Here is a 23,826-nt window from a genome sequence, read left to right on the forward strand (position 1 = left end):
TTGGATCAGTTCAGCGAAATCGGTGTGTTCGTCAAGGTGGTGGAACTATGCAGCCTGACCAAAACGGCGGATGCACTGGAGACATCCAACGCCACGGTCAGTCGCATTCTTTCCAAGCTGGAGGCCGACCTGGGCGCCAAGCTGCTGGAACGAACGACCCGCCGGGTCAACCCGACGCCGGACGGCCTGGCGTTCTACGAGCGATGCAAGCGCATCCTGGACGAGCTCGAGGAAGCCAAGAACGAGATCACCGCGCTGCGGGAAACGCCGCGCGGCACCGTGCGGGTGGTGCTGCCGGTCAGCTACGGCAAGATCTGGCTGATGCCGCTGATGAACAGCATCGCCAAGCGTTTTCAGGAACTGACGATCAGCGTCACCTTGTCGGACCGGCTGGATGACCTTGCCGAAGACAGTTTCGACGTGGCCGTCGCTGTCGGCAATGCGGCCGACTCTCGCCTGGTTGCCCGCAAGCTGCGCGTGTCGCGCATCGTCACCGCCGCGGCGCCCGGCTACCTGGAGGAATGGGGCACGCCGCAAACCCCGCAAGACCTGGCCGAGCACAACTGCCTGTTGTATGTCCGGCCCGGCCGCCGGCTGAAATGGTTGTGGGATTTCGTCGACGCCAAGCAGACTCATCACAACGTTGCCGTCAGCGGCAATATGCTCATCGACAATGGCGAAGCGCTGCTGGAAGCGGCCGCGCAGGGCGTCGGTATCATCCAGGCGCCCGACTACGTTTCCCTGCCGCAGCTGCGCAAGGGCGCGCTGGTCGAAATACTGACCGAATACCAGCCCCCCGGCCCGACGATATGGGTGCTGTACCCGCCTAGCCGCCAGCGCGCCAGCCGGGTACAGATGCTGATCGAAGAGCTTTTCGCGCTGGCCGATTCGCTGCCCGGGATGGAGCCGGCCCAGGCAGGCCCCGGTCATTGAGCGACGCTGGCCGACGCGGACCAGCCGGTTTCCCGCGCGCGGCGGGATGCGCCGGCCAGGCGGTCTTGCAGCGATAGCGCGCCGTTGCCCAGAAGAACGACCGCCGCGGAAATGAACAGCAGCACGGCCAGATACTCCCAGCCGCCGCCGGGGCTCGTATAGATCCACCCGTGCGAACCATGCACGAAGGCGATTGCGCCGATCAGCGTAGGCGCCAGCAGCAAGGCGGCCCATTGCGCCTGGGATGTGGAAGCGTTGGTCGCTCCGCCGCGAAAGTTTTTTTCGACCGCGCTGTAACCCGCGCGCCGGTACCGGCGAATTAGCTTGTGTATCCGCCACGGATACCTTCATGCCACCACCGGAGACATCCCATGTCCACAAAAACCACCGTGACTTCCGCCCTGCTGGCCAGCGCCGTCGCCAGCATCTTTGCCTCCATGGCCCATGCCGCCCCCTTGACCCAGGCGGAAACCAACGCTGCCCTGGCCGCGCACAAGGAGAAGTGCTACGGCGTCGCCCTGAAGGGCCAGAACGATTGCGCCGCGGGTCCCGGCACCACCTGCCAGGGCACCTCGACCATGGACTTCCAGGGCAATGCCTGGAAGTTCGTGCAAGGCGGTACGTGCACCAGCATCCAGGTTCCCGGCGGCGGCCACGGCTCGCTGACGCCGATCAAGTCCTGATCGCGCGAACGACCACGGGAAACGGGGATAGCCATGAACGCTTGCACCGTGACAGCGGCGGTTCGCGAACCCGGCCGTCCCCGCCCTGCGGCGCCGGCCGCGCCGATACTCGCCGGCACCAGTTTCAAGCCCGGACACCTGTCCGCGATACTCGCGGACGGCGCCCAGGGCGGGTTCTTCGAGGTCCACGCCGAAAACTACATGGGTGCCGGCGGTCCGCCGCACCGGATGCTCGCCGCCATTCGCGAGCGTTATCCGCTTTCCCTGCACGGGGTCTGCATGTCGATCGGCGGGCCCGATGCGCTGGACACGCAACACCTGGCGCGCTTTCGCGACCTGGTCTTGCGGTACGAGCCTGCCCTGGTGTCGGAACACCTGGCCTGGTCCTCGCATGGCGGAACGTTCTACAACGACCTTCTTCCCCTGCCTTACACCAGGGAAACCCTGGACCGCGTGTGCGCGCACATCGGCCAAGTCCAGGATGCGATCCGGCGCCCGCTGCTGCTGGAGAATCCATCGACGTACGTGGCGTTCGCATCGTCGACGCTAAGCGAGACGGATTTCATCCACGCGGTCGCGCGCCGGACCGGCTGCGGCCTGCTGCTCGACGTCAACAACGTGTTCGTATCGGCGACCAATCATGGCTATTCCGCGGCCGCCTACCTTGACGATTTCCCGCTCCGGCACGTCGGCCAGATCCATCTGGCCGGACATGGCCAACAGCGCGACGACGAAGACGAACTGCTGCTCATAGACAGCCACGACGGCCCCATCGCCGATGCGGTGTGGGGCTTGTACCGGCGCGTCGTCGCGCGCATCGGCCCCACGCCCACACTGATCGAATGGGACAGCAAACTGCCCGACTGGAGCGTGCTGCGGTCCCAGGCACAGGCGGCATACCGGATCATGGCGGCCCATGCGGGCGCACCCGCGGAGGTTCTCCATCATGCATCGTGAGCATGGCTTGCACCAGGACGAGGCCCACGCTCATGCCGGGGATTTCGCGGCGGGCCTGACCGACCCCGCACGCCCCGCGCCCGAAGACGCCGTCGCGCGGCGCGGCAAGGGCGTGATCAAGCGATACAACGTCTATCGCAACAACGTGACCGTCAGCCTGATCGACGCGTTGGCCGCCATCTATCCCGCGGTCCAGCGCATCACGGGCGTGGACTTCTTCCGCGCGATGGCCCGCTTCCACATCCGCGCCAGGCCGCCCGTATCGCCACTGCTGTTCGAGTACGGACGGGACTTCCCGGCCTTCATCGAGGCTTACGAATATGCGCGCGACATGCCCTGGCTGGCGGATACCGCGCGCATCGAGCGCGCCTGGCTGGACGCCTATCACGCCGCCGATGCACCTCCGCTGGCGGCCGAAGCGCTCGCCGCCGTCCCCCCGGCATGCCTGGCCGAATTGCGTTTCACGCCGCACCCGGCCGCGCGTGTCGTGCGCTCGATATACCCTGCCGTATCGATATTCACGATGAACAAGGCGGAAGGTCCGGTGACGCCGCTGTGTTCGAACGAAGCGGAAGACGCGCTCATCACGCGGCCCGCGCAGGACGTCATCGTGTCGCGCCTGCCGGCGGGCGGCGCGGTCTTCCTCGGTCGTCTGATGGAAGGCGCCACGCTGGGGCAGGCGGCTGCCGCCGCATTCCAGGAAAGCCCTGCCTTCGATCTTCCCGCGAACCTCGCGGGGATGATGTCGGCGGGCGTCTTCACCGCCATTGAACACGGAGATTGACCATCATGTCGGCCATACCACATACCCCACGGCCCGCCCGCGGCGGTCCCGCAAGGGCCGTCATCGCGGCCCGGCGCACGGTCGAATGGTTCGCACAGCCATGGCTCGTCCAGCTGCTGCTGCGGATCGCGCTGGCCGTGCCGTTCTGGAGATCGGGCATCCTGAAATGGCAGGGCTTCTTGCAGCTGAACGACACGGCGATCACCCTGTTCACCGACGAGTTCCAGTTGCACCTGCCCGGCGGCCCCTATCCTTTCCCCGCTCCTGCCGTCTTCGCCTTCCTGTCCGGCTGCGGCGAAGTGATGTTCCCGGTGCTGCTGGTGCTGGGGCTGGGAACGCGTTTCGCCGCCATCGGCCTGCTCCTGATGACCTGCATCATTGAACTGACCGTGCCGGACGGCTGGCCGGTGCACCTGACTTGGGCCGCGATGGCGTTGGGAATCGCGGCCTGGGGACCCGGCCGCATTTCCATCGACCATCTGCTGGGGGACCGGTTGCCGCGATCGTGAGCCGTATACGCCGATGAAAACACAGGATCTGGTCTCCAGGCTGGCCGGCGACCTTGCGCCGGTCGAGCGCAACGCCGTCCCCCGCACGCTGAATCGCGCCCTCATGATCGGGCTGGCGGGCAACACCGCGCTGCTGGTCGCGCTGTACGGCTTCGGCAGCGACATGCCGGAACAGATGCTGAAAGCGATGTTCTGGATCCGCCTTGCCTTTCCCCTGGCGATCATCGCGGCGGCCCTGAAGCTGACCGAAGGCCTGTCGCGTCCGGGAACCCCGCTGGCACTGGCCTGGGTCGCGACCACCGCGCCCATCGCCAGCATGCTGCTCGTCGCCGCCGCGTTCCAGCTCGCGACGCCTTCGGACTATCGCCTGCAACTGGTGGTGGGCCATACCTGGCGCACCACCACGGCGGGCGTGGTCCTGCTGTCGCTGCCTTCGCTGGCCGCCGTCATGCACGCGATGAAGGGGCTCGCCCCCACGCGCCTGATGCCCGCCGGCGCAGGCGCGGGCCTGCTGGCGGGTGCACAAGGGCTGCTCGTCTATTCGCTTTATTGCCCCGTCATGCCGGTGCCGTTCTGGAGCGTCTGGCACGTGCTGGCGATCGCCGTCACCGCCGGCATCGGCGCCGCATTGGCCCCGAATTACCTGCGATGGTAGGCATCCGGTCCGCCCGACTCATGCAACCCGCGCCCGCCGCGTAGAATCACGAGAACTTTTCGCGCCCCGCTGCCGAAGCCGCCATGAACCCAGCACCGCAGTATGCACCGCCGGAGTCCGCCGAAATCAGGCTGCGCGCCCTGCTCCTTGCGGGACTGGACGGCGATGCGCGGGCTTATCACGCCTTTCTCCAGGCTTTGGGCGCGCATCTGCGCGCGTTTCTGCGCAAGCGCCTATATCGCCTGCCGGACGATATCGAGGATATCGTCCAGGAGATCCTGATCGCCGTGCACAACGGACGCCATACCTACCTTCCCGACCAGCCCCTGACCGCCTGGACCCACGCCATCGCCCGGTACAAGGTCGCCGATTACCTGCGCCACCGCTCGCGCCACGAAGCACTGAACGAACCGCTGGACGACCAGCAGGACATCTTCGCCGAATCCGACGAAGAAGCAGCGCAGGCCCGGCGCGACGTCGACAAGCTGCTCGCCCAATTGCCGGATCGGCACCGGCTACCCATCCTCCATGTCAAATTACAGGGGCTTTCCGTCGCGGAAACCGCGCAGCTGACAGGCCTTTCGGAATCCGCGGTGAAAGTGGGCGTGCACCGCGGACTCAAGGCGCTGGCGGCAAAGATACGAGGCACGCTATGAAGACAGACGACATGATCTCCCTGCTGGCCGCCAACGTCGCCCCGGTGGACCGGGACGTATTGGCCCGGCGCTACCGCTGGGGAGTGCTGTTGGGCGCGCTGGGTTCGGTACTGCTGATGTCCGTGATATTCGGAATACGGCCCGACATCCAAACGATGATGGTCACGCCGCTGTTCTGGGCCAAGATCGCGTTCCCCGCCGGCGTGGCGGCCGCGGCGCTGCTGACCGCGGTGCGCCTGTCGCGCCCCGGCATGCCGGTCGGCCATGGGTGGCGATGGCTCGCCGTGCCGCCGGCTGTCGTCTGGGTCGCCGCCGCCCTGGTGCTGGCCGTGGCGCCGGCTCCGGAACGCCTGCCGATGATCCTGGGCTCCACCTGGCGCACCTGCCCGTTCAATATCGCGCTGCTGTCGGTGCCGACCTTCATTGGCGTGTTCTGGGCGATGAAGGGACTGGCGCCCACCCGTTTGCGCGCGGCTGGCGCCGTCGCCGGGTTGCTGGCCAGCTCGGTCGCAGCCATCGCCTACTGCCTGCACTGTCCGGAAATGGGCGTGGCGTTCTGGGCGGTATGGTATGTGGCCGGCATGCTCCTGCCGGCCTTGCTGGGGGCTCTGCTCGGCCCGGCACTGCTGCGCTGGTAGACAACAAAAAACCCGCGTGGCGCGGCTATCACAAGGAATTGCCGCGCCACGCGGGATGACCACTGGGGTGGCGCACTGCGACGCGAGTCGGCGCGGGCGCGCGATCGGTGATCAGCCCTTGGCGCTCTGGTTCACCTTGCTGGCCAGCGCCGTCAGCTTCTCGTCTGTCGACTTTTCTTCCTGCAGCGTTTCCAGCAGCAGCTTGAGCGCGTCCTGCTGGCCCAGCTGCTTGGCAAACGCGGCCAGCGTGCCGTAGCTGGCGATCTCGTAGTGCTCCACCTTCTGGGCGGCCCCGATCAGGGCCGCGTCGAGCACGGGGCCCTTCTCGATTTCCTCCATCACTTCCTTGCCTTCCTCGACCAGGCCTTCCATGGCCATGCACTTTACGCGCTTGAGGCGCAGCCCCGTCTTTTCCACGATCTGGTCGATACGATCGATCTGGCCCTGCGTCTCTTGCAGGTGTGTTTCGAACGCCGTCCGCAGCTCGGGAGTGGTCGCCGCGCGGGCCATTTTCGGCAAGGCCTTGGTCAGTTGCTTCTCCGCGCTGTAGATATCGGATAGTTCATGCAGAAAGAGATCCTCAACGGTTTTCGCAGCCATGAATGTGCTCCTGTACGGGATAGTGGATATCGGAATGACTTGCTAATCGAACGCAGCGCGTCATGCCTGGTTCGCGGTACCCACATGCAAGCGACATGCCTGTAGACCATCCTTGGCCGACGCCGCCACCAGCCGCGCGATTGACGAACGCCCCGTCACCGTAGACGCTGATGAGCAGGCATGGCCCCAGGCGCGGCGAGCCTGGCATGGCGCATCACGCGCCACCACACTGCCACCACACCGCCATCGCGGCAAGCCGGCCGCACTGTCCACCGGCATGGGCGCACGCGGGAATACGGGTTGCTCTCGGTTGGCCCGATCGCGGGCAGCGGGCTCGCGGCACAAAATCCCGAATGGAGGATTTATGTTCGCTCACAACAAGCGATTGCAATACACGGTGCGCGTCCAGGAAAGCAATCCTGGCCTGGCGAACCTGCTCCTGGAGCAGTTCGGCGGCCCGCAGGGTGAGTTGGCGGCGGCGATGCGCTACTTCACGCAATACGTCGCCGAGGAAGACCCGGGCCGCAAGGACATGCTCATCGACATCGCGACGGAGGAATTGAGCCACCTTGAAGTCATCGGCACGCTGGTGGCCATGCTGAACAAGGGCGCGAAAGGCAAGCTTGCCGAAGCCGTCGACGAGGAAGCGGAGCTTTACCGGGCCATCCATGGCGCGGGCAACGATTCGCACGTCACGCAAGTGTTGTACGGCGGCGGGCCGGCGTTGACCAATTCCGGCGGGCAGCTGTGGAGTGCCGGCTATATCGATTCCATCGGCGATCCTTCATGTGACCTGCGGTCGAACATTGCCGCGGAGGCGCGCGCCAAAATCATCTACGAACGGCTGATCAACGTGACCGACGACCCCGGCGTCAAGGATGCGCTGACCTTCCTGATGACGCGCGAAGTATCGCATCAGAAGTCTTTCGAAAAGGCGCTGTACTCCATGCAGCCCAACTTCCCGCCGGGCAAGCTGCCTCCCGACCCGCGTTTCGCCAACACCTACTTCAATATGTCGGAAGGCGAAGGCGACACGCGCGGCCCCTGGAACAGCGACGAGAACTTCGAGTTCGTTCCCACCGCCGCGCAGGCGGGCCCGCAGGACGGCGACGGCATGGCCAGCGTCCAGCAACTGAGCGTGGAAGAGACCCAGGCGCTGCAAGGCCTGGTGGCGCGTACGGCGTCCGACCCGCAATCCAATCCGGAAACCGGGGCGGATCTGGGCGCGGGCAACGCAACGCGTACGCTGTGATCCCGTCGTGATCGCCGCAGCCGTGATCGCGCCGCCAGGTGCGGTCACGGCGCGTGAACGCGCCTTGCGCCGTGGCCGCCGAAAGAACAAGCCCCAAGTGAGCGGAGCTGACGATATACTGTTTATCCATACAGTATATGCTGCTCTGCCATGCCGCTCCGGCCGCCCCTGACCCGCGACGACCTCACCCGCATCCGCGCGCGCTACGAGGTGACACCGGACCGCGCTCCCTGTTCTTATCAGGATGCCGTGGTGTGGCATGACGTCATCGCCCTGCTTCACGAAATAAAACGCCTGCGTGCCATGCTGTTGCGTGCCGAGCAGCTGCGCGAGCGCTTTCCCAAGCCGGGCAACTGCCTGGATCAGGTCTGGGAAAAATTCCAGCACGACCTCGCGGCGGAGCCTTGCGTACGCGAACTGGGCCAGATCAAGGAGGAACTCACCGCCCCCCGGCACCGGAAGCGAAAAGGTGCATAAGGCACGTGGCTTGCTCTACCGTAGGTTCGCATCCGGCAGGGAGACCATCATGGACCGTTTGTTCGCCAAATTCGCCAACGCCACCGCACGCGCCGCCGGCAGCCCCTATGCGTTCATCCTTTGCGTGCTGCTGGTCGTCATCTGGGCGGCCACCGGCCCGATGTTCCATTACTCCGAAACCTGGCAGCTGATCATCAACACCGGCACGACCATCATCACCTTCCTGATGGTATTCGTGATCCAAAACTCACAGAATCGCGATGGCCACGCCCTGCAGACCAAGCTGGACGAACTCATACGCTCATCCAACGCCGAAGACGAGTTCATGGGCATAGAAAAGCTGACCGACAAAGAGCTGGAGGTCCTCCACGCCAGGTGCGAGGCGGCAGCCAAGTCATACCAGGTAAACCTGGACAAGATGCGCGGCGAGCGCGAAAAGCGGTCGCGCGCGAAGACATCGCACCATCATCACGCGGGCAGGGAAGCCGACCAATCGTGATTCCATAGGGCGCGCGGCAAGCGTCCATCGACGGCCGTACAAAAGCACGGGCGCCCCCGCAGATGCCCAGGCGCCTGCCGGCAAGGTCCCTGCTTCGGCTTGCCTTACTTCCTTGCCTGCGCCAGCAGCCTGTCCCAGTCCTTGGGCAGGCGCACCTTGCGGCTGGTCGGCGGCCCCTGCACATGGTTGCTCATATAGGCCCGCGACTGATTGCGGCCGGCATCCCCCGCCACCACGATCTCGACCATGGCCGCATCGATGATCACATTCACCAGCCGCTCGGGATCATCGGAGGCCGCATATTCCGCCGGCAGGATGCCCTCGCGCACCAGGCGCTCGAAGCTGAAGGTGGGCGTGCTCGTCATCCGTGCATGGTGGGTGGCCCGGGCAGCGCTGACCTTGATCGTGTCGCGCAGGTATTGGCGTACCTGGTCCTTGCTCCACTGCTTGGCGATCACGGCGGCCACGCTGGGTCCTGCCAGGATCAGCGGGCTCCATAAGCCCGTCTTGAAACCGGTATGGGCCCAGTAGGTAAAGCTTCCGCCGATGACGTCTGCCCATTGCCGCACATGGGGCATTACCTCGTCGCCGGCGCTGTAGATGGGCGAGGAAATACTGACGACACTGCGCAAGGTGACCATGTTCTCGCCGGCCGCGAACCCTCGATCTTCCGCGTACGTGGGCCATCCGATCTCGCGCGCGCTGTCCTCGTCCTCGCCCAGCGCCACCAGGAAGCTTTGCCCGATGCTGCACTTGTCTCCCGCGCCCGGCGGGATACGGAAGCCGCAGATATTGCGCAGGTACATGCGAACGAAACGGCCGATGCTGGTATTGGCCTGGCGGCCGAACCGCATCACGCCCTGTCCCGTGTTGAAATCCAGCGCCTTCACAATGGGGCCGTTGACGATGACCATGTGTTCCCAGCCGGGCGTCGATCCCGAGTCCTCTACCCGGTATGCCGGATCGCACAGGTTCTCGACAACGGCAACCAGCACCGGCATGTACTCCGGCCGGCAACCGGCCATCACGCCGGTCACCGCGATGCTACGCACCGAGGCCTCTCGTCCTTCCTGCGGAATGGCGCGAAAGACATGGCCGGGATCCAGATCGGTGTAGGCCAGGAAGGCGTCCACGCGCGCCCGCGTCGGCGGCACGATGGGCAAGCCATCCGTCCACATCTGGCGATGGAAGTATTCCTGCACCTCGTCATAATCGCCGCGCAGGATGACGGTATCCGGCTCGGGCTCGGCTTGCTCGGCCTCGGCCTCCATGCCAGGCATGCCGGTATCCAGTCCGGCGTCCGTGCCGGTCAATCCCGCCAGCAAGCCGGGAGCCAGCGATGACTCTACCTTGCGACGCAGTTCTTCCTCGCTGTCCACCATGGGCGCGCCCGGATAGACGCCGATGGACAAGGGCACGCCCAGCCCCTTCATCAGGACTTCGGCCTGCTTCAGGAATCCGGACCCCAGGATTGAGGCCGTCGGAATTCCCAGTTTTTCCACTGCAGCGGCTGCCCGCAACACGGCGGGTGTGCACGCGCCTCAGGCACCTATGCCCACGATGACGGCGTCTGCCTGGAAGTGCTTGAGCTTGTCGGGAATGGTGGCCATGACGGCGTGTTCGCGCGCGCCGTGGAAGTTGCCGAAGTTCTCGTACGTGACGAACTTCACGCCGGGAAAGCGCTTCTTGATGTATTCGCGCACCAGCGGGTAGATCGCCTCGCCGCGGAAAATGACGTCCCACAATTCGCAGATGACCTTGCCGTTCAGGTCCGGCACGCGGGGCGCGCGGGCAACCGGCTTCACCGCCTTGCGCGACAATGGCCACAATACGTCGAACACGGGTTCGTTGGCGTTGGCTGGCATGCTTGTATCTCCCAGGGAAATGGACGTCGTTTCAGGTGCTGGCCGAGGGTCGCGGCGGGTCATGACTTCAGTCCCGTCATCTGGATAATGCGTCCGGACTTGGCCATTTCGGTTTTCAGGAAAGCCGCGAAGTCTTCCGGCGTGCCGGCAACCGCCGTCATGCCCTGGTCGGCGAGCTGCCTGCGCGTATCCTCGGCCTTGAGCGCACGCGCGCATTCCTGCTGCAGGGCATGGACGAGCTCCGGCGGCGTCCCGCCTCGGACAAGCAGGCCATACCAGTTCGTCATGTCGAAGTCCGGCACGCCGCTTTCCGCGATGGTCGGCAGATCCGGCGCGATCGGACTACGGCTTGGCGTCGTCACGCCCAGGGCGCGCAGCTTGCCGGCCTTGATGAGCGGCAGGCATTGCAGCACGTTCATGAAGTACAGCTGCACCTGGCCGCTGAGCAAATCGGCGACGGCCGCGCCGGCCCCCTTGTAGGGAACCTCCGTGATCCGGGTGCCCGCGTCCAGGTTGAACAGCCCGGCACATAGGGAAGGAAGCGAGCCACGTCCGGCCGAGCCGGCATTCAGCGCCCCGGGCTTGGACTGCGCCAAGGCGATCAGATCCTTGACGGTATGCACGGGAAGACTCGGATGCACCACCAGCACCAGGGGCCCGGAAGCCAGCAAGGACACGGGCGCCAGGTCGCGGCTCGAATCGAACGGCAGATTGGGATAAAGCGCCGGATTGGCCGCGAACCCGGCCGGCACGACTAGCAGGGTTTTGCCGTCAGGCTCGCTGCGGGCAACGTAGGCCGAGCCTATCGTGCCATTGGCGCCGGGGCGATTGTCGACGATGACGGATACGTGGAGGTTTTCGCCGAACTTCCTGGACAGAATGCGCCCGAGTATGTCCGTACCGCCCCCGGGTTCGTACGGCGACACAATGCGGATGACGCCGTGCGGATTGTTTTGCGCGATGCTGCGTATCGGGAGTGTGGCGCCGGCAACGACCGCTGCCAGCACGCCACGACGCGATATCGCCATGCTACGAGAAGGACGTGTCTCGAATCATCGTTATGGCCTCCATACGGGGCGCGATAGGTGCAGGGATTATGCACCTGCGCTGCCGGATGGGCAAACCACCCTTACGCTGATGTCGCCCATTGCGCCGCCCGGCATGTCGATTGCACTGCCAACATGTCAACTCAAGGGGAGAATCCCATGGCGCTGAAACTCAAACCCATTGCTGAACAGGTCATCGTGATCACCGGGGCCTCCAGCGGCATCGGGCTCGCGACCGCCATGCTGGCCGCGCACCAAGGCGCCCGCGTGGTCATGGCGGCGCGCAGCCGCAGCACGCTGGAACACGTTGCGGCGGAGCTGGTCCGCAACGGCTACGAGGCGACCGCCGTGGCGGCCGACGTGTCTGTCCGCGAGGACATGGACCGTGTCGCCCGCGTCGCCATGGAGCGTTACGGCCGCGTGGACACCTGGGTCAACAACGCCGGCCTGTCCATCTACGGACGCCTGGACGAAGTGCCGGAAGAGGATGCCCTGCGGCTCTTCCAGGTGAACTTCTGGGGCGTGGTGCACGGCTCGCTGGCGGCGCTGCCGCTGCTGAAGGCGCGCGGCGGCGCGCTCATCAACGTGGGCAGCGAAGTCTCGGATGCCACGGTGCCGCTGCAGGGCATGTATTCGGCCAGCAAGCACGCCGTGAAAGGTTTTACTGATGCATTGCGCATCGAACTGGAAGCCGACAAGGCGCCGGTGTCCGTCACGCTCATCCAGCCCACGGCGGTGGACACGCCCTTTCCCGAGCATGCGGCCAACTATATGGACCAGGCCGCCAAGCTGCCTTCCCCCATGATTCCCGCGGAGAAAGTCGCCGCCGCCATCCTGGGCGCCGCCACGGATGGCGACCGGGAAGTGAAGGTAGGCGCGCTGTCGGTCATCAACACCGCCATGTTCAAGCTGCTGCCGGGACTGGCGGACAAGATGGCGAAGAAACAGATGGGAAGGCAGCAGCGCAACGCCCCCTCGCATCCGCATCAAGGCACCTTGTACGTGCCTGGGGAAAGCGGCGAAACCGCGGGCTTCGGCGACAGCAATCCGGCGGACCCGGACGACGCCATGCGCCGCAATACCCGGCCTTCGTAGCGTAGCCCTGAAGGATCGCCATGCCCGACCATCGCGACGCCGGCGGCCGATCTCCCCATCTTTCCGAAGACGAACAGGGGCAGGCCGCCGAGCACTCCACGCCGCACGCCCTGGTCATCCATGAGATCGTCCGGGAGGACGGCGAAGCCGCCTTGCGGCGCCCCGTCGGCGCACTGGCATGGTCGGCCCTGGCCGCGGGCCTTTCCATGGGCTTCTCTTTCCTGGTCCAGGCCGTGCTCGCGGCCGGCATGCCCGAGACGGCCTGGCGGCACCTGGTCGCCGGCCTGGGCTATTGCACCGGCTTTGTGATCGTGATCCTGGGACGGCAGCAGCTGTTCACCGAAAGCACCTTGACGGTCGTGCTGCCCGTCCTGATGCATCGCGATGGGCGCACCCTGCTCACGGCCTTGCGGCTGTGGGCCGTCGTGCTGGCGGTCAATGTGGCGGGGACGATCGCGTTTGCCGCGCTGCTTATCGTGCCAGGCGTCTTCCAGGCGGAAGTCGTCCACAGCCTGCAAACGCTGGCCATGGAGGCCATCCCGGATGCATTCTGGCCGACGGTGCTGCGGGCGGTATTCGCCGGATGGCTGATCGCATTGATGGTCTGGCTGCTGCCCAGCGCGCGCTCGGCGCGGTTGCTGACGATACTGTTCATCAGCTATATCGTCGGTGTCAGCCGGCTATCGCACATCATTGCCGGATCGGTGGAAGCGGCCTACGCGGTCCTGACGCACCATGCCTCGGTCCAGGACTTCATCGCTCGCTTCTTCGCGCCCACGCTGCTCGGCAACATCATCGGCGGTGTGTCGCTGGTCGCGATGATCAACCATGCCGCAGTCGCATCGGAGCTGGAAGACCGCCACGAGGCTGGCCACACCAAGGAACGCGTCGCGGATCCACGGGCCTGATCCTGGCCGCATCGCCATCGATGGCCGAACGAGGCTGGCCGCCGATCGATGTCCAGTCAGCTACCCTATGGGTTTCCCGCGAACAGGAGCGACACGTGCAACCCTGGATCTCGTTCATCACCCTTGGCGTCGACCACCTGGAACGCGCCGTTGCCTTCTACCGGGATGGATTGGGCTTGCCCACGAAGGGCATCGTGGGCACGGAGTTCGAACATGGCGCCGTGGCCTTTTTCGATATGCAGCCGGGGTTGAAGCTGGCGCTATGGGGACGAGACAGCCTGGCGGCCGATACGGGCTTGCCCGTCGCGCCCAGCCCCGCAACGGGTTTCGCGCTGGCGCACAACGTGCGCAGCGAAACAGAGGTGGACCGCACGCTGGAACAGGCGAGCCAGGCAGGTGGCAGGATCGTGAAGCCGGGGGGCAAAACCTTCTGGGGTGGCTACGCGGGGTATTTCCAGGACCTGGACGGATACCTTTGGGAAGTGGCGTGGAACCCGGCGATCCCCCTGGACGAATAAGCCGGCCCGCATCCGTAAGGCCGGGCAGGCCAGTCCCCAGCCTGGACGCGCATCGCGCTATCGGGCAATGCCCGAGGGGACACCCGCGGGCGTCGCGGGAAACGGAGCGGGCGACGTCCCGAACCGCGCCGCAAGCTCCGCGCGCATCGTATCGATGAAGCAGCGCAGGCGCTGCGGCTGCAAGCGGCTGGCGGGATAGACCAGGTAGAGCGGCGGCGCGCTGGCCTGCCACTGCGGCGCCAGTTGCCGTAGCCGGCCTGCCTTGAGGTCTTCTTCAAAGACCCATGTGGACGCGACGCCCACCCCCAGGCCCAATAGTGCAGCCGAACGCAGCGCATACAGGCTATCGGTGGACACGCGAGGCTGGATCGGCACCCGCACCGATTCGCCCGTCGCGATATTGCTGAAGGCGATATCGTCGCGATAGAAACTGCGCAGGGCCAGCCAGGGCAGCCGCGCCAGGTCGGCGGGGTGCGCCGGCACGTGCCCATGCTCCAGCAGCCCGGGGGCCGCGACGATGATGCGCGGCACATTGCCCAGCTTGATGGCGACCACCGACTCGTCCTGCACTTCGCCGACGCGGATCGCGCAATCCACGCCGTCGGACACGAAATCCGGCATGCGGTCCTGCAGCAGCCACTCCACCCGCATCCCGGGATAGCGTTGCAGATACGTGGCCAAGGGACCGACGAACTGTTGTTGCCCGAAGGCATGCGGCACGATCACGCGCAGCGTCCCGACCGGCTGCTGGCCTGCCCCGCGCACCTCGCTATCGAATGCCTGCCAGGAAGCGATCAACTCCTCGGCCCGGTCGTAGCAACGGCGGCCCTCTTCCGTCAATTGCATCCCATGGGTGGAACGCTGGATCAGCCGCACGCCCACCGTCCGCTCCAGCGCCTGCAGCCTTCGGCTGACCGTGGGCTGGGTGGCGCCCAGTTGCTCCGCGGCCGCGCTCAGGCTGCCGGCGTTGACGATGCGGACGAAGGTGTCGATCAGGGTGAGGCGGTCGGCGCCGCCTGGGCCGGAAATCAGTTCTTTCATGCGTGATACGTATAACCGATTTACCGGCGCTGCGTCTACCGCGCCGACGTGCTCTGGATCACAATGCCCTCACACCCGAATCAACTCATGGACTCGCCATGTCGACTATTCGCGAAACGCATGACAACCCCTCCACCCCTGCCCCCTTGTCCACCCCGCTGCTTCTGCTGCTCGCGATCGCGGCGGGCTTGAGCGTCGCTTCGCTGTACTACAGCCAGCCCATGCTGGGCGTACTCGGCCCGGAAATCGGCGCCAGCACGAGGATGGTAGGCTGGCTGCCGACCCTGACCCAGCTGGGCTACGCCCTGGGCATCCTGTTCCTGGCGCCCCTGGGCGACCGCTACGACCGCAAGCGCATCATCCTGATCAAGGCCGCCCTGTTGAGTCTCGCGCTGCTGTTGAGCGGAGCCGCACCGTCGATCAGTACGCTGTTGGCCGCGAGCTTCGCGATCGGCCTATCCGCCACCCTGGCGCAGGACATCGTTCCGGCGGCAGCCACGTTGGCGGCCCCCCATCAACGGGGCAGGACCGTCGGCACCGTGATGACGGGCCTGCTGCTGGGTATCCTGCTGTCGCGCGTGATCAGCGGTTTCGTCGCGGAGCACTTCGGATGGCGCACGATGTTCCACGCGGCTGCGTTGGCGGCCATCCTGCTTGGCCTGATGTTGTGGCGCGGCTTGCCCGCATTCGCACCCACCAGCCGGCTGCCTTACGCCGCGCTGCTGGAGTCCATCGTGCAGCTGTGGCGCAAGCATCCGGCGCTGCGCCTGGCCGCCGTGTCCCAGGGATTGCTGTCGCTTGCCTTCAGCGCCTTCTGGTCCACGCTGGCCGTCATGCTTCATGCGGCGCCCTTCAACCTGGGCGCCGGCGCGGCGGGCGCTTTCGGCATTGCCGGCGCGGCAGGCGCGCTCGCCGCGCCCCTGGCGGGCCGCATGGCGGACGTGCACGGCCCCGCCATGGTCAGCCGCGTCGGCGCCGGCCTGGTGGCCATTTCGTTTGCCGTGATGGCGATGATGCCCACGCTGTCGCCCCACGGGGCGCTGTGGCTGCTGGGCATCAGCACGGTGGGTTTCGACCTGGGCATCCAGATCGCGCTGATCTCGCATCAGACCATCGTGTACGCACTGGATGCCGCGGCTCGCAGCCGGCTCAACGCGGTCCTGATGGTGGGCGTATTCGTCGGCATGGCGCTGGGCGGCGCGATGGGTAGCTTTGCGTTGGCGAACTTCGGATGGATAGGCGTCACCGCGGTCGCAACGGTCGCCGCCGTCGCCGCGCTGATCCTGCGGCTGCGTCCTGCGAAGGCGCGCGCCAGGATGCCGGCGTCTGAATCGATGTGATTCGACGCCGCGCCGGCGGACATCCGTCACCGCTGTTGCGCGCGCGGCATCGCCCCGATCGCCCGGGCGATGTCCGAACTGACGGCCGCCAGCGCACGGCTGTGCGCATCGACCAGCGCGTCATAGCCCTGCCCGCCGGTCGATTCCTGCACGGTGGAGCGCCCCCTCACTATCTCGCCCTCTTGCGGCGGACGCACCGCCCAGAGGACCGCGATGCTGGCATTCCCGCCGGGCACGGACTCGAAGCTTTGCACATCGACGGATACGCGGATAGTGGACATATCCTCGCCCCACGAGGGGTCGCTCGACACCAGCGCACCCGGAACCAACTGCGCCAGATCCGCGGCGATCACCTGGGCGATCTGGCCCTTCAGGGGCTCGGCCCAGCGTTCGAACTCGTTGATCCCCACCTGGGTGGCGTCTATCCTTGCCACGATCTGCGGCCGGTCGATCAGGTCGGGCACCGTCACCGACGCGATCGCGATTCTGACGGGGGCGGTCGTCGAGACGCGTTCCTGCCGCGCCGCATCGGGTTGCGACCGTACGTTCAAGGTGTAGAACTTGGCCTGGGGCGAGTTCGCGCATCCGCTCATCGATACGGCCAGGATGGCGACCCATAGGAAAGCGCGCATCACTGTCTGTACTCCGGTTTGCCGCGAAGCAGCGCCTCGGGATGGCGTTCGAGATAGTCGGCAAGCGCGCGGAAGGCCGCCGCCGTTCTCGACAGTTCGCGCATCGTGTCGGCCGTACTCTGCGCGACCGCGGACACCGGTTGCAGCGTCCTGTTGGCCGACTCCAGCGAGGTACGCGCCGCCACGAGCGCAGCCCTTGCCTCGGGCGCCACACTGCTGCCCAGGGTTTTCAATAGCACGCTCGCATCCTGCAGGGTTCGGCGAAGATCCTTGCCGATTCCCTCGAATGGCACTTTATTGAGCTTGTCGACGAGACTGCTGATGGAGTCTTGCAGCGATTGCAGTCCGCCAGGCACGGTGGGCAGTTCGGGCGGGTTCTTGTCCCACTCCATCGTCGCTTTTGGCGCATCCGGAAAGAAATCCATCGCGATGTAAAGCTGGCCGGTCAGCAGGTTTCCGGTTCTCAGTTGGCCGCGCAGACCGTTGGACACCAGCCACTGCGCCATCTTGTGCGGGTCTTCGCCCAGCCTTCCGCCCTTGGCCCCGGACTCGTAGCGCGACGTGAAGCGCTCGGGGAAGATGTGTACCTCGACAGGGATGCTGAATTCCCTCTTCGCCGCGTCGTAGCGCGTATAGATCGCCGTTACCTCGCCGATCACGATGCCGCGGAAGTCGATCGGTGCGCCCACCATCAAGCCTCGCACCGACTCCTTGAAATTGAACACGTAGGTATCGACAAGGCGGTCGTGGCGCCTCATCGCCTCTGTACGGTCGCTGAAGACCTGGAATTCGCTGTCCGCCTCGGCCGGCTCTGTCTCGGCCGAGCCGGGCGGGCTCTGGAACGCGAGCCCTCCCGACAAAATGGACACCAGCGACTCCGTGTTGACCTTTATCCCGCTCGAATCGAGGGACACATCGATTCCGCTTGCCTGCCAGAAGCGCGTATCGTCCTTCACGTACTGGTCATAGGGCGCGTTGATGAATACGCGAAAGGTGACACCGGTGCCACCGGGATCGAGCACGTAGGATTTCACTTGTCCTACCTGCAGGCGACGAAAGTACACGGGCGCGCCGACGTCGAGCGATCCCATCGTCTCGCTCTTCAACACGAACTCACGCCCCGGCACGCCACTCGCGATCACCGGCGGCGTCTCCAATCCGACGAAGTCGCGCCGCTTCTGCGTCTGGGACCCGACATCCATGCCGATGAACGAGCCTGAGAGCAGCGTGCCCAACCCGGAGACCGTGCCGCCTGAAATGCGGGGACTGACGACCCAGAAGCGCGTATCGTCCACCAACAGGTTCGTCGCGCTTTTGGCAAGTTCCGCCGTGGCGATCACGTTCTTGTAGTCGGGCGCCAGGTCGACGTTGTTGACCACCCCGATGTCGACGTTCTTGAACTTGATCTTGGTCTTGCCTGCCTCCAGGCCATCGCCGGTCGCGAAACGTATGGTGATCGTAGGGCCCTTGTTCATGACCTCCTTCACCGCGATCCAGCCGCCGATCAACACCGCGACGATGGGTACCAGCCATACGAGCTGCGCCCCCCAGCGCGAGCGCGGTCTGGCAACCGCTTCCGGAAAAGCGGCGGGATCGGCCTCGTCGCGCCGTTCGGGCGGTTCAACCATGATGCTTCCCCGCGGCATCCCAGATCAGGCGCGGGTCGAACGACCTCGCGGCGAGCATGGTCAACACCACCACCGCCCCGAACGCGATCGCCGCCGGACCGGCCTTTATGGTGGCGAGCGCGCTGAACTGCACCAGGGCCACCAGCAAGGTAATCACGTAGATATCGAGCATGGACCAGCGCCCGACGAGTTCCACCAGCCGATAGATGCGCGTGCGCCGCACGGGCATCCAGGCCGAACCTCTTTGCACCATCGTGACCAGGAATACCAGTGCGAAGATCTTGAGCAGCGGCACCGCCACGCTTGCGATGAAAACCACCACCGCGAGCGGCCACGAACCCGACGTCCAGAGGTAGACCACACCGCTCATGATGGTATCGGCCTGCGCGCCGAAGAGCGAGCTCGTATCCATTACCGGCAGCACGTTGGCCGGGATATACAGGACTATCGCGGCAAGGACGAAAGCCCAGCTCCGCGACAGGCTATGGGGTTTGCGAAAGTGCAGATGCGCACCGCAACGTGGGCAATATCCTTCGTGGGCGTGGGCCGCCGGCCTGGAAAGCAGCCCACAATCATGGCAGGCGAACAGGCCATAGCTGGCGGCGGTGGGCATGGAGGGCGAGGCCGATGGCGACGGCGCTCGCGTGATAGACATCGATGTCGATGTCGATGGCGATAGGGATGAGGACGCGGGCATCGATGCCGATGTCGACGGGGAGACACTTTCTTCGATGTCATGCCGGCCCGCTCGCCTTCGCGCGGCGCCGATGCGCGCCCAGGCATCCCGAGGATCGAACGCGGCGGCGGTCGCGGCCACCATGAGCATCGCACCGCCGAAGGCCCACAGGGCGACGCCGGGCACTACACTGGCGATATGCACCAGCTTCACGAGCGCGACCAGTATGCCGAGGATCAGGACCTCGGTCATGCCCCACGGCCGCGCAAGAAGCAAGACACGGAAAGCCAGATCTGGCCGCAGCGGCGCGCGGTACAGCCGCAGCGGCAACAACAGATACAGGATCGCCGCGATCTCCATCAACGGCATCAACATGGCCGTGACGAACACAAGACCCGCCAACGGCCACATGCCGTCGCGGTAAAGGATACGCACCGCGCCGAACAGCGTGCTCTGCACGAGGTCTCCGCCGACCTTCAGACCCAGGATGGGGAAGGTGTTGGCCAGGGCGAACAGCGCTATCGCCGCGAGCGCGCAGGCGAGCGCCCGATTCATACTATCGGGCCGGTTGCGATACAGCTCTGCACCACAGCGGCGGCATCGCGCAATACCGCCACTCTGCAGCACCGTCTCGCGCTGCAGCAGATCGCACTCGTGGCAAGCGATAAGGCCTACGCGATCCATTGCGCCCCCCGACATCATCCAACGCCCGCTGCATTGACCGACCGGTCCTGTCCATGCATGGCTACGGCCATGCGTCCCGTGCCGGTGTTCCCGCCCCCTTCTGGCTGCCCTCAGTCGTCAAACTTGACTATCCTTTGGCCTTGCAGGCCCAGGCCGGCCATCAAGCCCTCCTGCCCGAAGATGAACGCGTAGACATCCGATTTCAATGTCGTCGTTGTCATCGACTTGGCCATTCCTTCGTCCACCACCACGACGCTCGGACCCATCCCGACCGACATTCCGGTTCCGCTCGTAAGTTCGGTGATCGCCGCATCGGTCATCAGGAACATCGCCTGCGAGAAGCTCTGCCCGCCCGCCTGCAGTCCATACGAAACGGCGCGAGCCCTGTAGTAGCCCAGGACGCGACCGTCCGGGGCGAACATCACGCCTTTTCCGCCTTCGGCGCCCACGATCAGGCCGGCCTTGATGATGCTGGGGAAGACGAGGACAGCTTTCGCCTGGTATTGGAGATCCTTCGCCTTCGGCGTACTGTCGAATAGCTGCTGCAAGGCCTGGCGCGCCTCGGCTTCCAACTTCGGGTCTCCGCCGTTCGCAACGGTGGGATTCGTGGAACACGCCATCGTGGCCAGCAACAACGGGATAGCGAGGGCAAGCCGAAGATACTTCATCATGATGTGCGCTCCATATCGGATATTCGTCACGACGAAAAATGCAATTCCGCCTGGAATACATCTTGGGTCGTGTCCATAGTGGAATACCGGGTCCGTTTAAACCATTGGACTTTGGTCCAATAGCGCTTCGCGGCCATTGCCTCGCGCCGCCATCCCCTTACGCATCGGGCGTCGGATCCATGGCCTTGCTGACGGCATCGATAAGCACCTCATCATTGAAGGGCTTGCGCAGATAGGCGACGGCGCCGGCCGCCAGCGCCTGCTCGCGAACGCCCGGCTCGTCATGTGCGGTGATGAATATCACCGGAATGCCGCTGCCCGCCAGCCGCTTCTGCACCCCGAGTCCATTCAGGCCAGGCATCTGCAGGTCGAGCACGACGCAGGCCGGACGGTACGAGGGCGTCGAATGGAACATGTCCAGGAAATCGTCGCCTGATCCGAACGTGTCCGCGGCCATCCCGGCCGAACGCAGCAGGCGCTTGATGGCCCGATTCACCGATTCGTCGTCGTCCACGACCGCGACGACCGGCGTTGCTTTGCTCATGGCGTATGCCCCCACCGTTCCCGCAGCCCGAAAACTGGTTCGACGGGATCAAGACTATGGCAGCTGGGGCGAACCTAGGTATTGGACTTTGGTCCTACGACAGCAAGCGCGTATGCGCGGCCGCCGGTGCCGCGCTTGCGTCAGCCCGCCACGGCCTGCCGGGGCAAGGGGGGCATGCCAGCCTTATCGGCGGCCCGCGCGAGTTCCACGAGCGAGTGTGCTTCCATCTTTTCCATCACTCTGGCGCGGTGGACTTTTATGGTCTTTTCCGCGACGCCCAATTCGTAAGCCGCCTGCTTGTTCAGCCGGCCTTCGACCAGCAGCACCAGCACCTCGCGCTCGCGCGGTGTAAGGCGGGCCAAACGGCCTCGAATCGACTCGATTTCGATACGCTTCTCGAGCGCTTGGGAAGCGTTCCGCAACGCGGTATCCACCGCTCGGAGTAGATCGGCGTCTTCAAAGGGCTTCGTCAGGAAATCCGTCGCGCCGGCCTTCATCGCGCGGACCGTCATCGCGATGTCGCCATGTCCCGTAATGAAAATAATGGGCAGGGACGCGCCCGCCGCGTTCAGCCTGCCTTGCAGGTCCAGCCCGTTGAGCTCGGGCATGCGTACATCCAGTATCAGGCACGCGGGACAGTCCGCCAGGGGCGGGCATTGCAGGAACTCGGATGCCGATCGATACGCCTGGACGCGGTAGCCCGCCGAGCGGACCAGACGCGCCAGCGCCTGACGGACCGCATCGTCATCATCAACCACCAGGACGATGGGGGCCCGCTCGTTCACGACGGTGGCCCGGAATGTGTGGGATCCGCCGCGACGCCCACGGGCAGGGTGAAACAGAAGGCGGCGCCTTGATCGTCATTGTTTTCCGCCCAGATGCGACCGCCGTGCATTTCCACGATCGATCGGCTGATGGAGAGCCCAAGGCCAAGCCCTTCACGCTTGGAGGTGAAGTACGGCATGAAAAGCTTGTGGATCTGGTCCCCGGCGAGGCCCGGACCGCGGTCGCGCACGACGACGCGGATCATCCGTGCGCTATCGGGTGCGGCTTCGATCATGACCACACGGTCGTGCGGGGCGCGGGACGCCAACGCTTCGAATGCATTAAGCAGCAAGTTCAGCAGGACCTGCTCCAGCTGTACCCTGTCGCCATATGCCGGCGGCAGTTCCGGGGAAATGTCCAGGTACATCCGGATTCCGCGGCCGATCGCATCGCTATGTACCAACAGTGCGACATCGGCGATGACGCTTTCCATACTCAGGACTACAACTTCTGGCTCGCCCTTTTTGACGAGGAGGCGGATCTTGCGAAGAACTTCGCTGGCGCGATGGTTATCCTTGACGAGGTCCTTCAATATTTCCCGCACTTCTTCCAGGTTGCTCGGCTGCGCCGCCATGAAGCGCTGGGCCGCCTGGGCGTTGCTCAATATGGCGGTGAGGGGCTGATTCAACTCGTGTGCGAGGGAGCCAGCCAGTTCCCCCAGTGTGGAGACGCGCGTCAGATGGGCAAGTTCTTGCCGATGGCGCAATAGTTCATAGCGGTCCGTCCGGTCGATGACTACCGTCAAGGTCTCGGCGCCCCCGTCGGACGAGATGGGATGTGTGGTGACTTCCGCCAGAAAATCCGTGCCGTCCTTGCGCCGCGCGAGCCGGTCACATGCCCCGTATACCGCCCGAACCGGCCGTGCCGAAGAGGTGTCGTCCGGGTGCCCCCTATCGCAGTGCGGCTGCCACGGGGGGATGAGCACATCAGCGTGGACGTTCAGTAGTTCTTCGGGCGTATAGCCGAACAAGGCGGCCGTCGCCGCGTTGGCCTGCACGATCCGGCCATCCTCATCAGTCACAAGGACCGCAAACGGCAGGAGCTCCAGCATCCCGCCAAATTGCCTGTCGTGTTGGTGCGGCGGCGGCGCACGGGATACGCCGGGCGTGTCCGTCCGCACTTGTGCGTGTCCGCGGTGCCCCCATGGGAACGAGGCGATTCGACGGAAGTTTCCAGGCCGGAAATACCTGAGCATGGTCAGGAGCGCGACCAACCCAGCAGCCACAACGGCATCGTCAACCAGGACCATCACGCCGCACTCCCCTCAGGAGTTCACCCGATCGCATGCATAACCGGCGCTTTCTCATTCAAAAAGGCACGGCCAGGGATCAAGCATTGGTGCGCGATAAATAGCGCAACGGCTAACGGCTGCATGACAGCGTCATAGCGTTAGCTGAATCCGAGCTTATACCCGGTGATCGGTCGCGTAAAGGGAATACTCATCGCTGGTTCAGGGCGCGCATGCGACTTGTCGATTTACCGATATGCCTGGAGCCGCAGTCGTCAGCGAAGACGAACAGCATGTGTGTGCACGTGGCATGGAAGCCCTGGAAGCGGCCGTCCAGGCGTACATCGACGCCACCAATAACTCTTCCGTTTCCCGATCACGCTGTACGCAAAAGGATTAAGCCATCGCGCGCACTTGGCCCAGCGCTTGGTCACGGGTGTAAGGTGCGTCAATCGATCTCGGCGGCGCCGAGCAGGCCGGAG

At 65.1% G+C, this 23,826-nt stretch carries 28 protein-coding genes; 15 read left to right on the top strand and 13 right to left on the bottom strand.

The genetic code is table 11. The features are described from left to right. Positions 1-933 (top strand): LysR family transcriptional regulator, encoded by a 933-nt coding sequence (locus AKI39_RS18165; protein ID WP_066639148.1) that lies wholly within the window; start codon positions 1-3, stop codon positions 931-933. On the opposite strand, the gene AKI39_RS18170 is transcribed toward AKI39_RS18165, so the two are convergent. After that, a complete protein-coding gene (locus tag AKI39_RS18170) occupies positions 927-1,157 on the bottom strand; it encodes a hypothetical protein (protein ID WP_201258515.1) in 231 nt (76 codons plus the stop codon). The two genes, AKI39_RS18165 and AKI39_RS18170, sit on opposite strands and share 7 nt — an antisense overlap. 147 nt (positions 1,158-1,304) lie before the next feature. Here AKI39_RS18170 and AKI39_RS18175 point away from each other — a divergent pair, with 147 nt between their 5' ends. From AKI39_RS18175 to AKI39_RS18205, 7 genes are all read left to right on the top strand, one after another. Beyond that, positions 1,305-1,616 carry a BufA1 family periplasmic bufferin-type metallophore gene (locus AKI39_RS18175; protein ID WP_066639150.1) on the top strand — a complete coding sequence of 104 codons (312 nt, stop codon included), beginning with the start codon at positions 1,305-1,307 and terminating at the stop codon, positions 1,614-1,616. 33 nt (positions 1,617-1,649) lie between these two features. Further along, on the top strand, positions 1,650-2,573 hold the full coding sequence (gene bufB / locus AKI39_RS18180) for an MNIO family bufferin maturase (RefSeq protein WP_083228919.1): 924 nt from the start codon (positions 1,650-1,652) through the stop codon (positions 2,571-2,573). Further along, positions 2,563-3,357: an HvfC/BufC N-terminal domain-containing protein gene (locus AKI39_RS18185; protein WP_066639153.1), complete on the top strand. Its 795-nt coding sequence runs from the start codon at positions 2,563-2,565 to the stop codon at positions 3,355-3,357. The genes bufB and AKI39_RS18185 overlap by 11 nt, the downstream gene beginning before the upstream one ends. A gap of 5 nt (positions 3,358-3,362) precedes the next feature. Continuing rightward, a complete protein-coding gene (locus AKI39_RS18190; protein ID WP_083229132.1) occupies positions 3,363-3,866 on the top strand; it encodes a DoxX family protein in 504 nt (167 codons plus the stop codon). 13 nt (positions 3,867-3,879) lie between these two features. Further along, positions 3,880-4,521, top strand: a complete 642-nt coding sequence (locus AKI39_RS18195) for a DUF1109 domain-containing protein (RefSeq protein ID WP_066639156.1) — start codon at positions 3,880-3,882, stop codon at positions 4,519-4,521. A gap of 83 nt (positions 4,522-4,604) precedes the next feature. After that, a complete protein-coding gene (locus AKI39_RS18200) occupies positions 4,605-5,177 on the top strand; it encodes a sigma-70 family RNA polymerase sigma factor (protein ID WP_066639159.1) in 573 nt (190 codons plus the stop codon). Beyond that, positions 5,174-5,815 (top strand): DUF1109 domain-containing protein, encoded by a 642-nt coding sequence (locus AKI39_RS18205; RefSeq protein ID WP_066639160.1) that lies wholly within the window; start codon positions 5,174-5,176, stop codon positions 5,813-5,815. The genes AKI39_RS18200 and AKI39_RS18205 overlap by 4 nt, the downstream gene beginning before the upstream one ends. Positions 5,816-5,926: 111 nt before the next feature. Here the strand turns inward: AKI39_RS18205 and AKI39_RS18210 are convergent, their stop codons facing one another. Further along, on the bottom strand, positions 5,927-6,415 hold the full coding sequence (locus AKI39_RS18210; protein WP_066639161.1) for a YciE/YciF ferroxidase family protein: 489 nt from the start codon (positions 6,413-6,415) through the stop codon (positions 5,927-5,929). Between the two features lie 364 nt (positions 6,416-6,779). On the opposite strand from AKI39_RS18210, the gene AKI39_RS18215 reads away from it, so the two are divergent. The 3 genes from AKI39_RS18215 (at position 6,780) to AKI39_RS18225 (ending at position 8,643) form a co-directional block, all read left to right on the top strand. Then, positions 6,780-7,667, top strand: coding sequence for a manganese catalase family protein (locus tag AKI39_RS18215; protein ID WP_066639165.1), 888 nt, complete (start codon positions 6,780-6,782; stop codon positions 7,665-7,667). A 150-nt stretch (positions 7,668-7,817) separates the two neighbouring features. Then, the gene (locus AKI39_RS18220; RefSeq protein ID WP_066639168.1) at positions 7,818-8,144 is read left to right on the top strand and encodes a hypothetical protein; all 327 of its coding nucleotides are present in this window, start codon (positions 7,818-7,820) and stop codon (positions 8,142-8,144) included. Between the two features lie 49 nt (positions 8,145-8,193). Beyond that, complete coding sequence (locus AKI39_RS18225) at positions 8,194-8,643, top strand: low affinity iron permease family protein (RefSeq protein WP_066639171.1); 450 nt, start codon at positions 8,194-8,196, stop codon at positions 8,641-8,643. 104 nt (positions 8,644-8,747) lie between these two features. On the opposite strand, the gene AKI39_RS18230 is transcribed toward AKI39_RS18225, so the two are convergent. Genes AKI39_RS18230 through AKI39_RS18240 form a run of 3 tightly spaced genes read right to left on the bottom strand, consistent with a single transcriptional unit; the run spans position 8,748 to position 11,536 of the window. Further along, positions 8,748-10,145 (bottom strand): hypothetical protein, encoded by a 1,398-nt coding sequence (locus tag AKI39_RS18230; RefSeq protein WP_066639173.1) that lies wholly within the window; start codon positions 10,143-10,145, stop codon positions 8,748-8,750. Positions 10,146-10,184: 39 nt separating this feature from the next. Continuing rightward, the gene (locus AKI39_RS18235; RefSeq protein ID WP_066639175.1) at positions 10,185-10,508 is read right to left on the bottom strand and encodes a hypothetical protein; all 324 of its coding nucleotides are present in this window, start codon (positions 10,506-10,508) and stop codon (positions 10,185-10,187) included. A 59-nt stretch (positions 10,509-10,567) separates the two neighbouring features. Next, entirely contained in the window at positions 10,568-11,536 is a 969-nt protein-coding gene (locus tag AKI39_RS18240; RefSeq protein ID WP_066639177.1) for a Bug family tripartite tricarboxylate transporter substrate binding protein, read from the bottom strand. A 177-nt stretch (positions 11,537-11,713) separates the two neighbouring features. On the opposite strand from AKI39_RS18240, the gene AKI39_RS18245 reads away from it, so the two are divergent. The 3 genes from AKI39_RS18245 (at position 11,714) to AKI39_RS18255 (ending at position 14,075) form a co-directional block, all read left to right on the top strand. Next, entirely contained in the window at positions 11,714-12,649 is a 936-nt protein-coding gene (locus AKI39_RS18245; protein ID WP_066639178.1) for an SDR family oxidoreductase, read from the top strand. A gap of 20 nt (positions 12,650-12,669) precedes the next feature. After that, positions 12,670-13,557, top strand: coding sequence for a formate/nitrite transporter family protein (locus AKI39_RS18250; RefSeq protein ID WP_066639181.1), 888 nt, complete (start codon positions 12,670-12,672; stop codon positions 13,555-13,557). Between the two features lie 95 nt (positions 13,558-13,652). Beyond that, a complete protein-coding gene (locus AKI39_RS18255) occupies positions 13,653-14,075 on the top strand; it encodes a VOC family protein (RefSeq protein WP_066639183.1) in 423 nt (140 codons plus the stop codon). Positions 14,076-14,132: 57 nt separating this feature from the next. On the opposite strand, the gene AKI39_RS18260 is transcribed toward AKI39_RS18255, so the two are convergent. After that, positions 14,133-15,116, bottom strand: coding sequence for a LysR family transcriptional regulator (locus AKI39_RS18260; protein ID WP_066639185.1), 984 nt, complete (start codon positions 15,114-15,116; stop codon positions 14,133-14,135). Between the two features lie 98 nt (positions 15,117-15,214). Here AKI39_RS18260 and AKI39_RS18265 point away from each other — a divergent pair, with 98 nt between their 5' ends. Beyond that, positions 15,215-16,456, top strand: coding sequence for an MFS transporter (locus tag AKI39_RS18265; protein ID WP_066639189.1), 1,242 nt, complete (start codon positions 15,215-15,217; stop codon positions 16,454-16,456). A gap of 26 nt (positions 16,457-16,482) precedes the next feature. Here the strand turns inward: AKI39_RS18265 and AKI39_RS18270 are convergent, their stop codons facing one another. The 7 genes from AKI39_RS18270 to AKI39_RS18300 all read right to left on the bottom strand — a co-directional run bounded on the left by AKI39_RS18270 (position 16,483) and on the right by AKI39_RS18300 (position 23,365). Next, on the bottom strand, positions 16,483-17,088 hold the full coding sequence (locus tag AKI39_RS18270; RefSeq protein WP_066639192.1) for a PqiC family protein: 606 nt from the start codon (positions 17,086-17,088) through the stop codon (positions 16,483-16,485). Beyond that, a complete protein-coding gene (locus AKI39_RS18275) occupies positions 17,088-18,716 on the bottom strand; it encodes a PqiB family protein (RefSeq protein ID WP_066639198.1) in 1,629 nt (542 codons plus the stop codon). Before AKI39_RS18275 ends, AKI39_RS18270 begins: the two co-directional genes overlap by 1 nt. Beyond that, the gene (locus AKI39_RS18280) at positions 18,709-20,094 is read right to left on the bottom strand and encodes a paraquat-inducible protein A (RefSeq protein ID WP_235610670.1); all 1,386 of its coding nucleotides are present in this window, start codon (positions 20,092-20,094) and stop codon (positions 18,709-18,711) included. Before AKI39_RS18280 ends, AKI39_RS18275 begins: the two co-directional genes overlap by 8 nt. Positions 20,095-20,186: 92 nt before the next feature. Continuing rightward, a complete protein-coding gene (locus AKI39_RS18285; protein ID WP_066639202.1) occupies positions 20,187-20,747 on the bottom strand; it encodes a YSC84-related protein in 561 nt (186 codons plus the stop codon). 157 nt (positions 20,748-20,904) lie between these two features. After that, on the bottom strand, positions 20,905-21,291 hold the full coding sequence (locus AKI39_RS18290; RefSeq protein ID WP_066639204.1) for a response regulator transcription factor: 387 nt from the start codon (positions 21,289-21,291) through the stop codon (positions 20,905-20,907). A 140-nt stretch (positions 21,292-21,431) separates the two neighbouring features. After that, entirely contained in the window at positions 21,432-22,076 is a 645-nt protein-coding gene (locus AKI39_RS18295; protein ID WP_066639206.1) for a response regulator transcription factor, read from the bottom strand. After that, positions 22,073-23,365, bottom strand: a complete 1,293-nt coding sequence (locus tag AKI39_RS18300) for a two-component system sensor histidine kinase NtrB (protein ID WP_083228920.1) — start codon at positions 23,363-23,365, stop codon at positions 22,073-22,075. Before AKI39_RS18300 ends, AKI39_RS18295 begins: the two co-directional genes overlap by 4 nt. Positions 23,366-23,826 lie beyond the last annotated feature (461 nt).

The organism is Bordetella sp. H567 (genome assembly GCF_001704295.1).
Taxonomy (GTDB): domain Bacteria; phylum Pseudomonadota; class Gammaproteobacteria; order Burkholderiales; family Burkholderiaceae_B; genus Bordetella_C.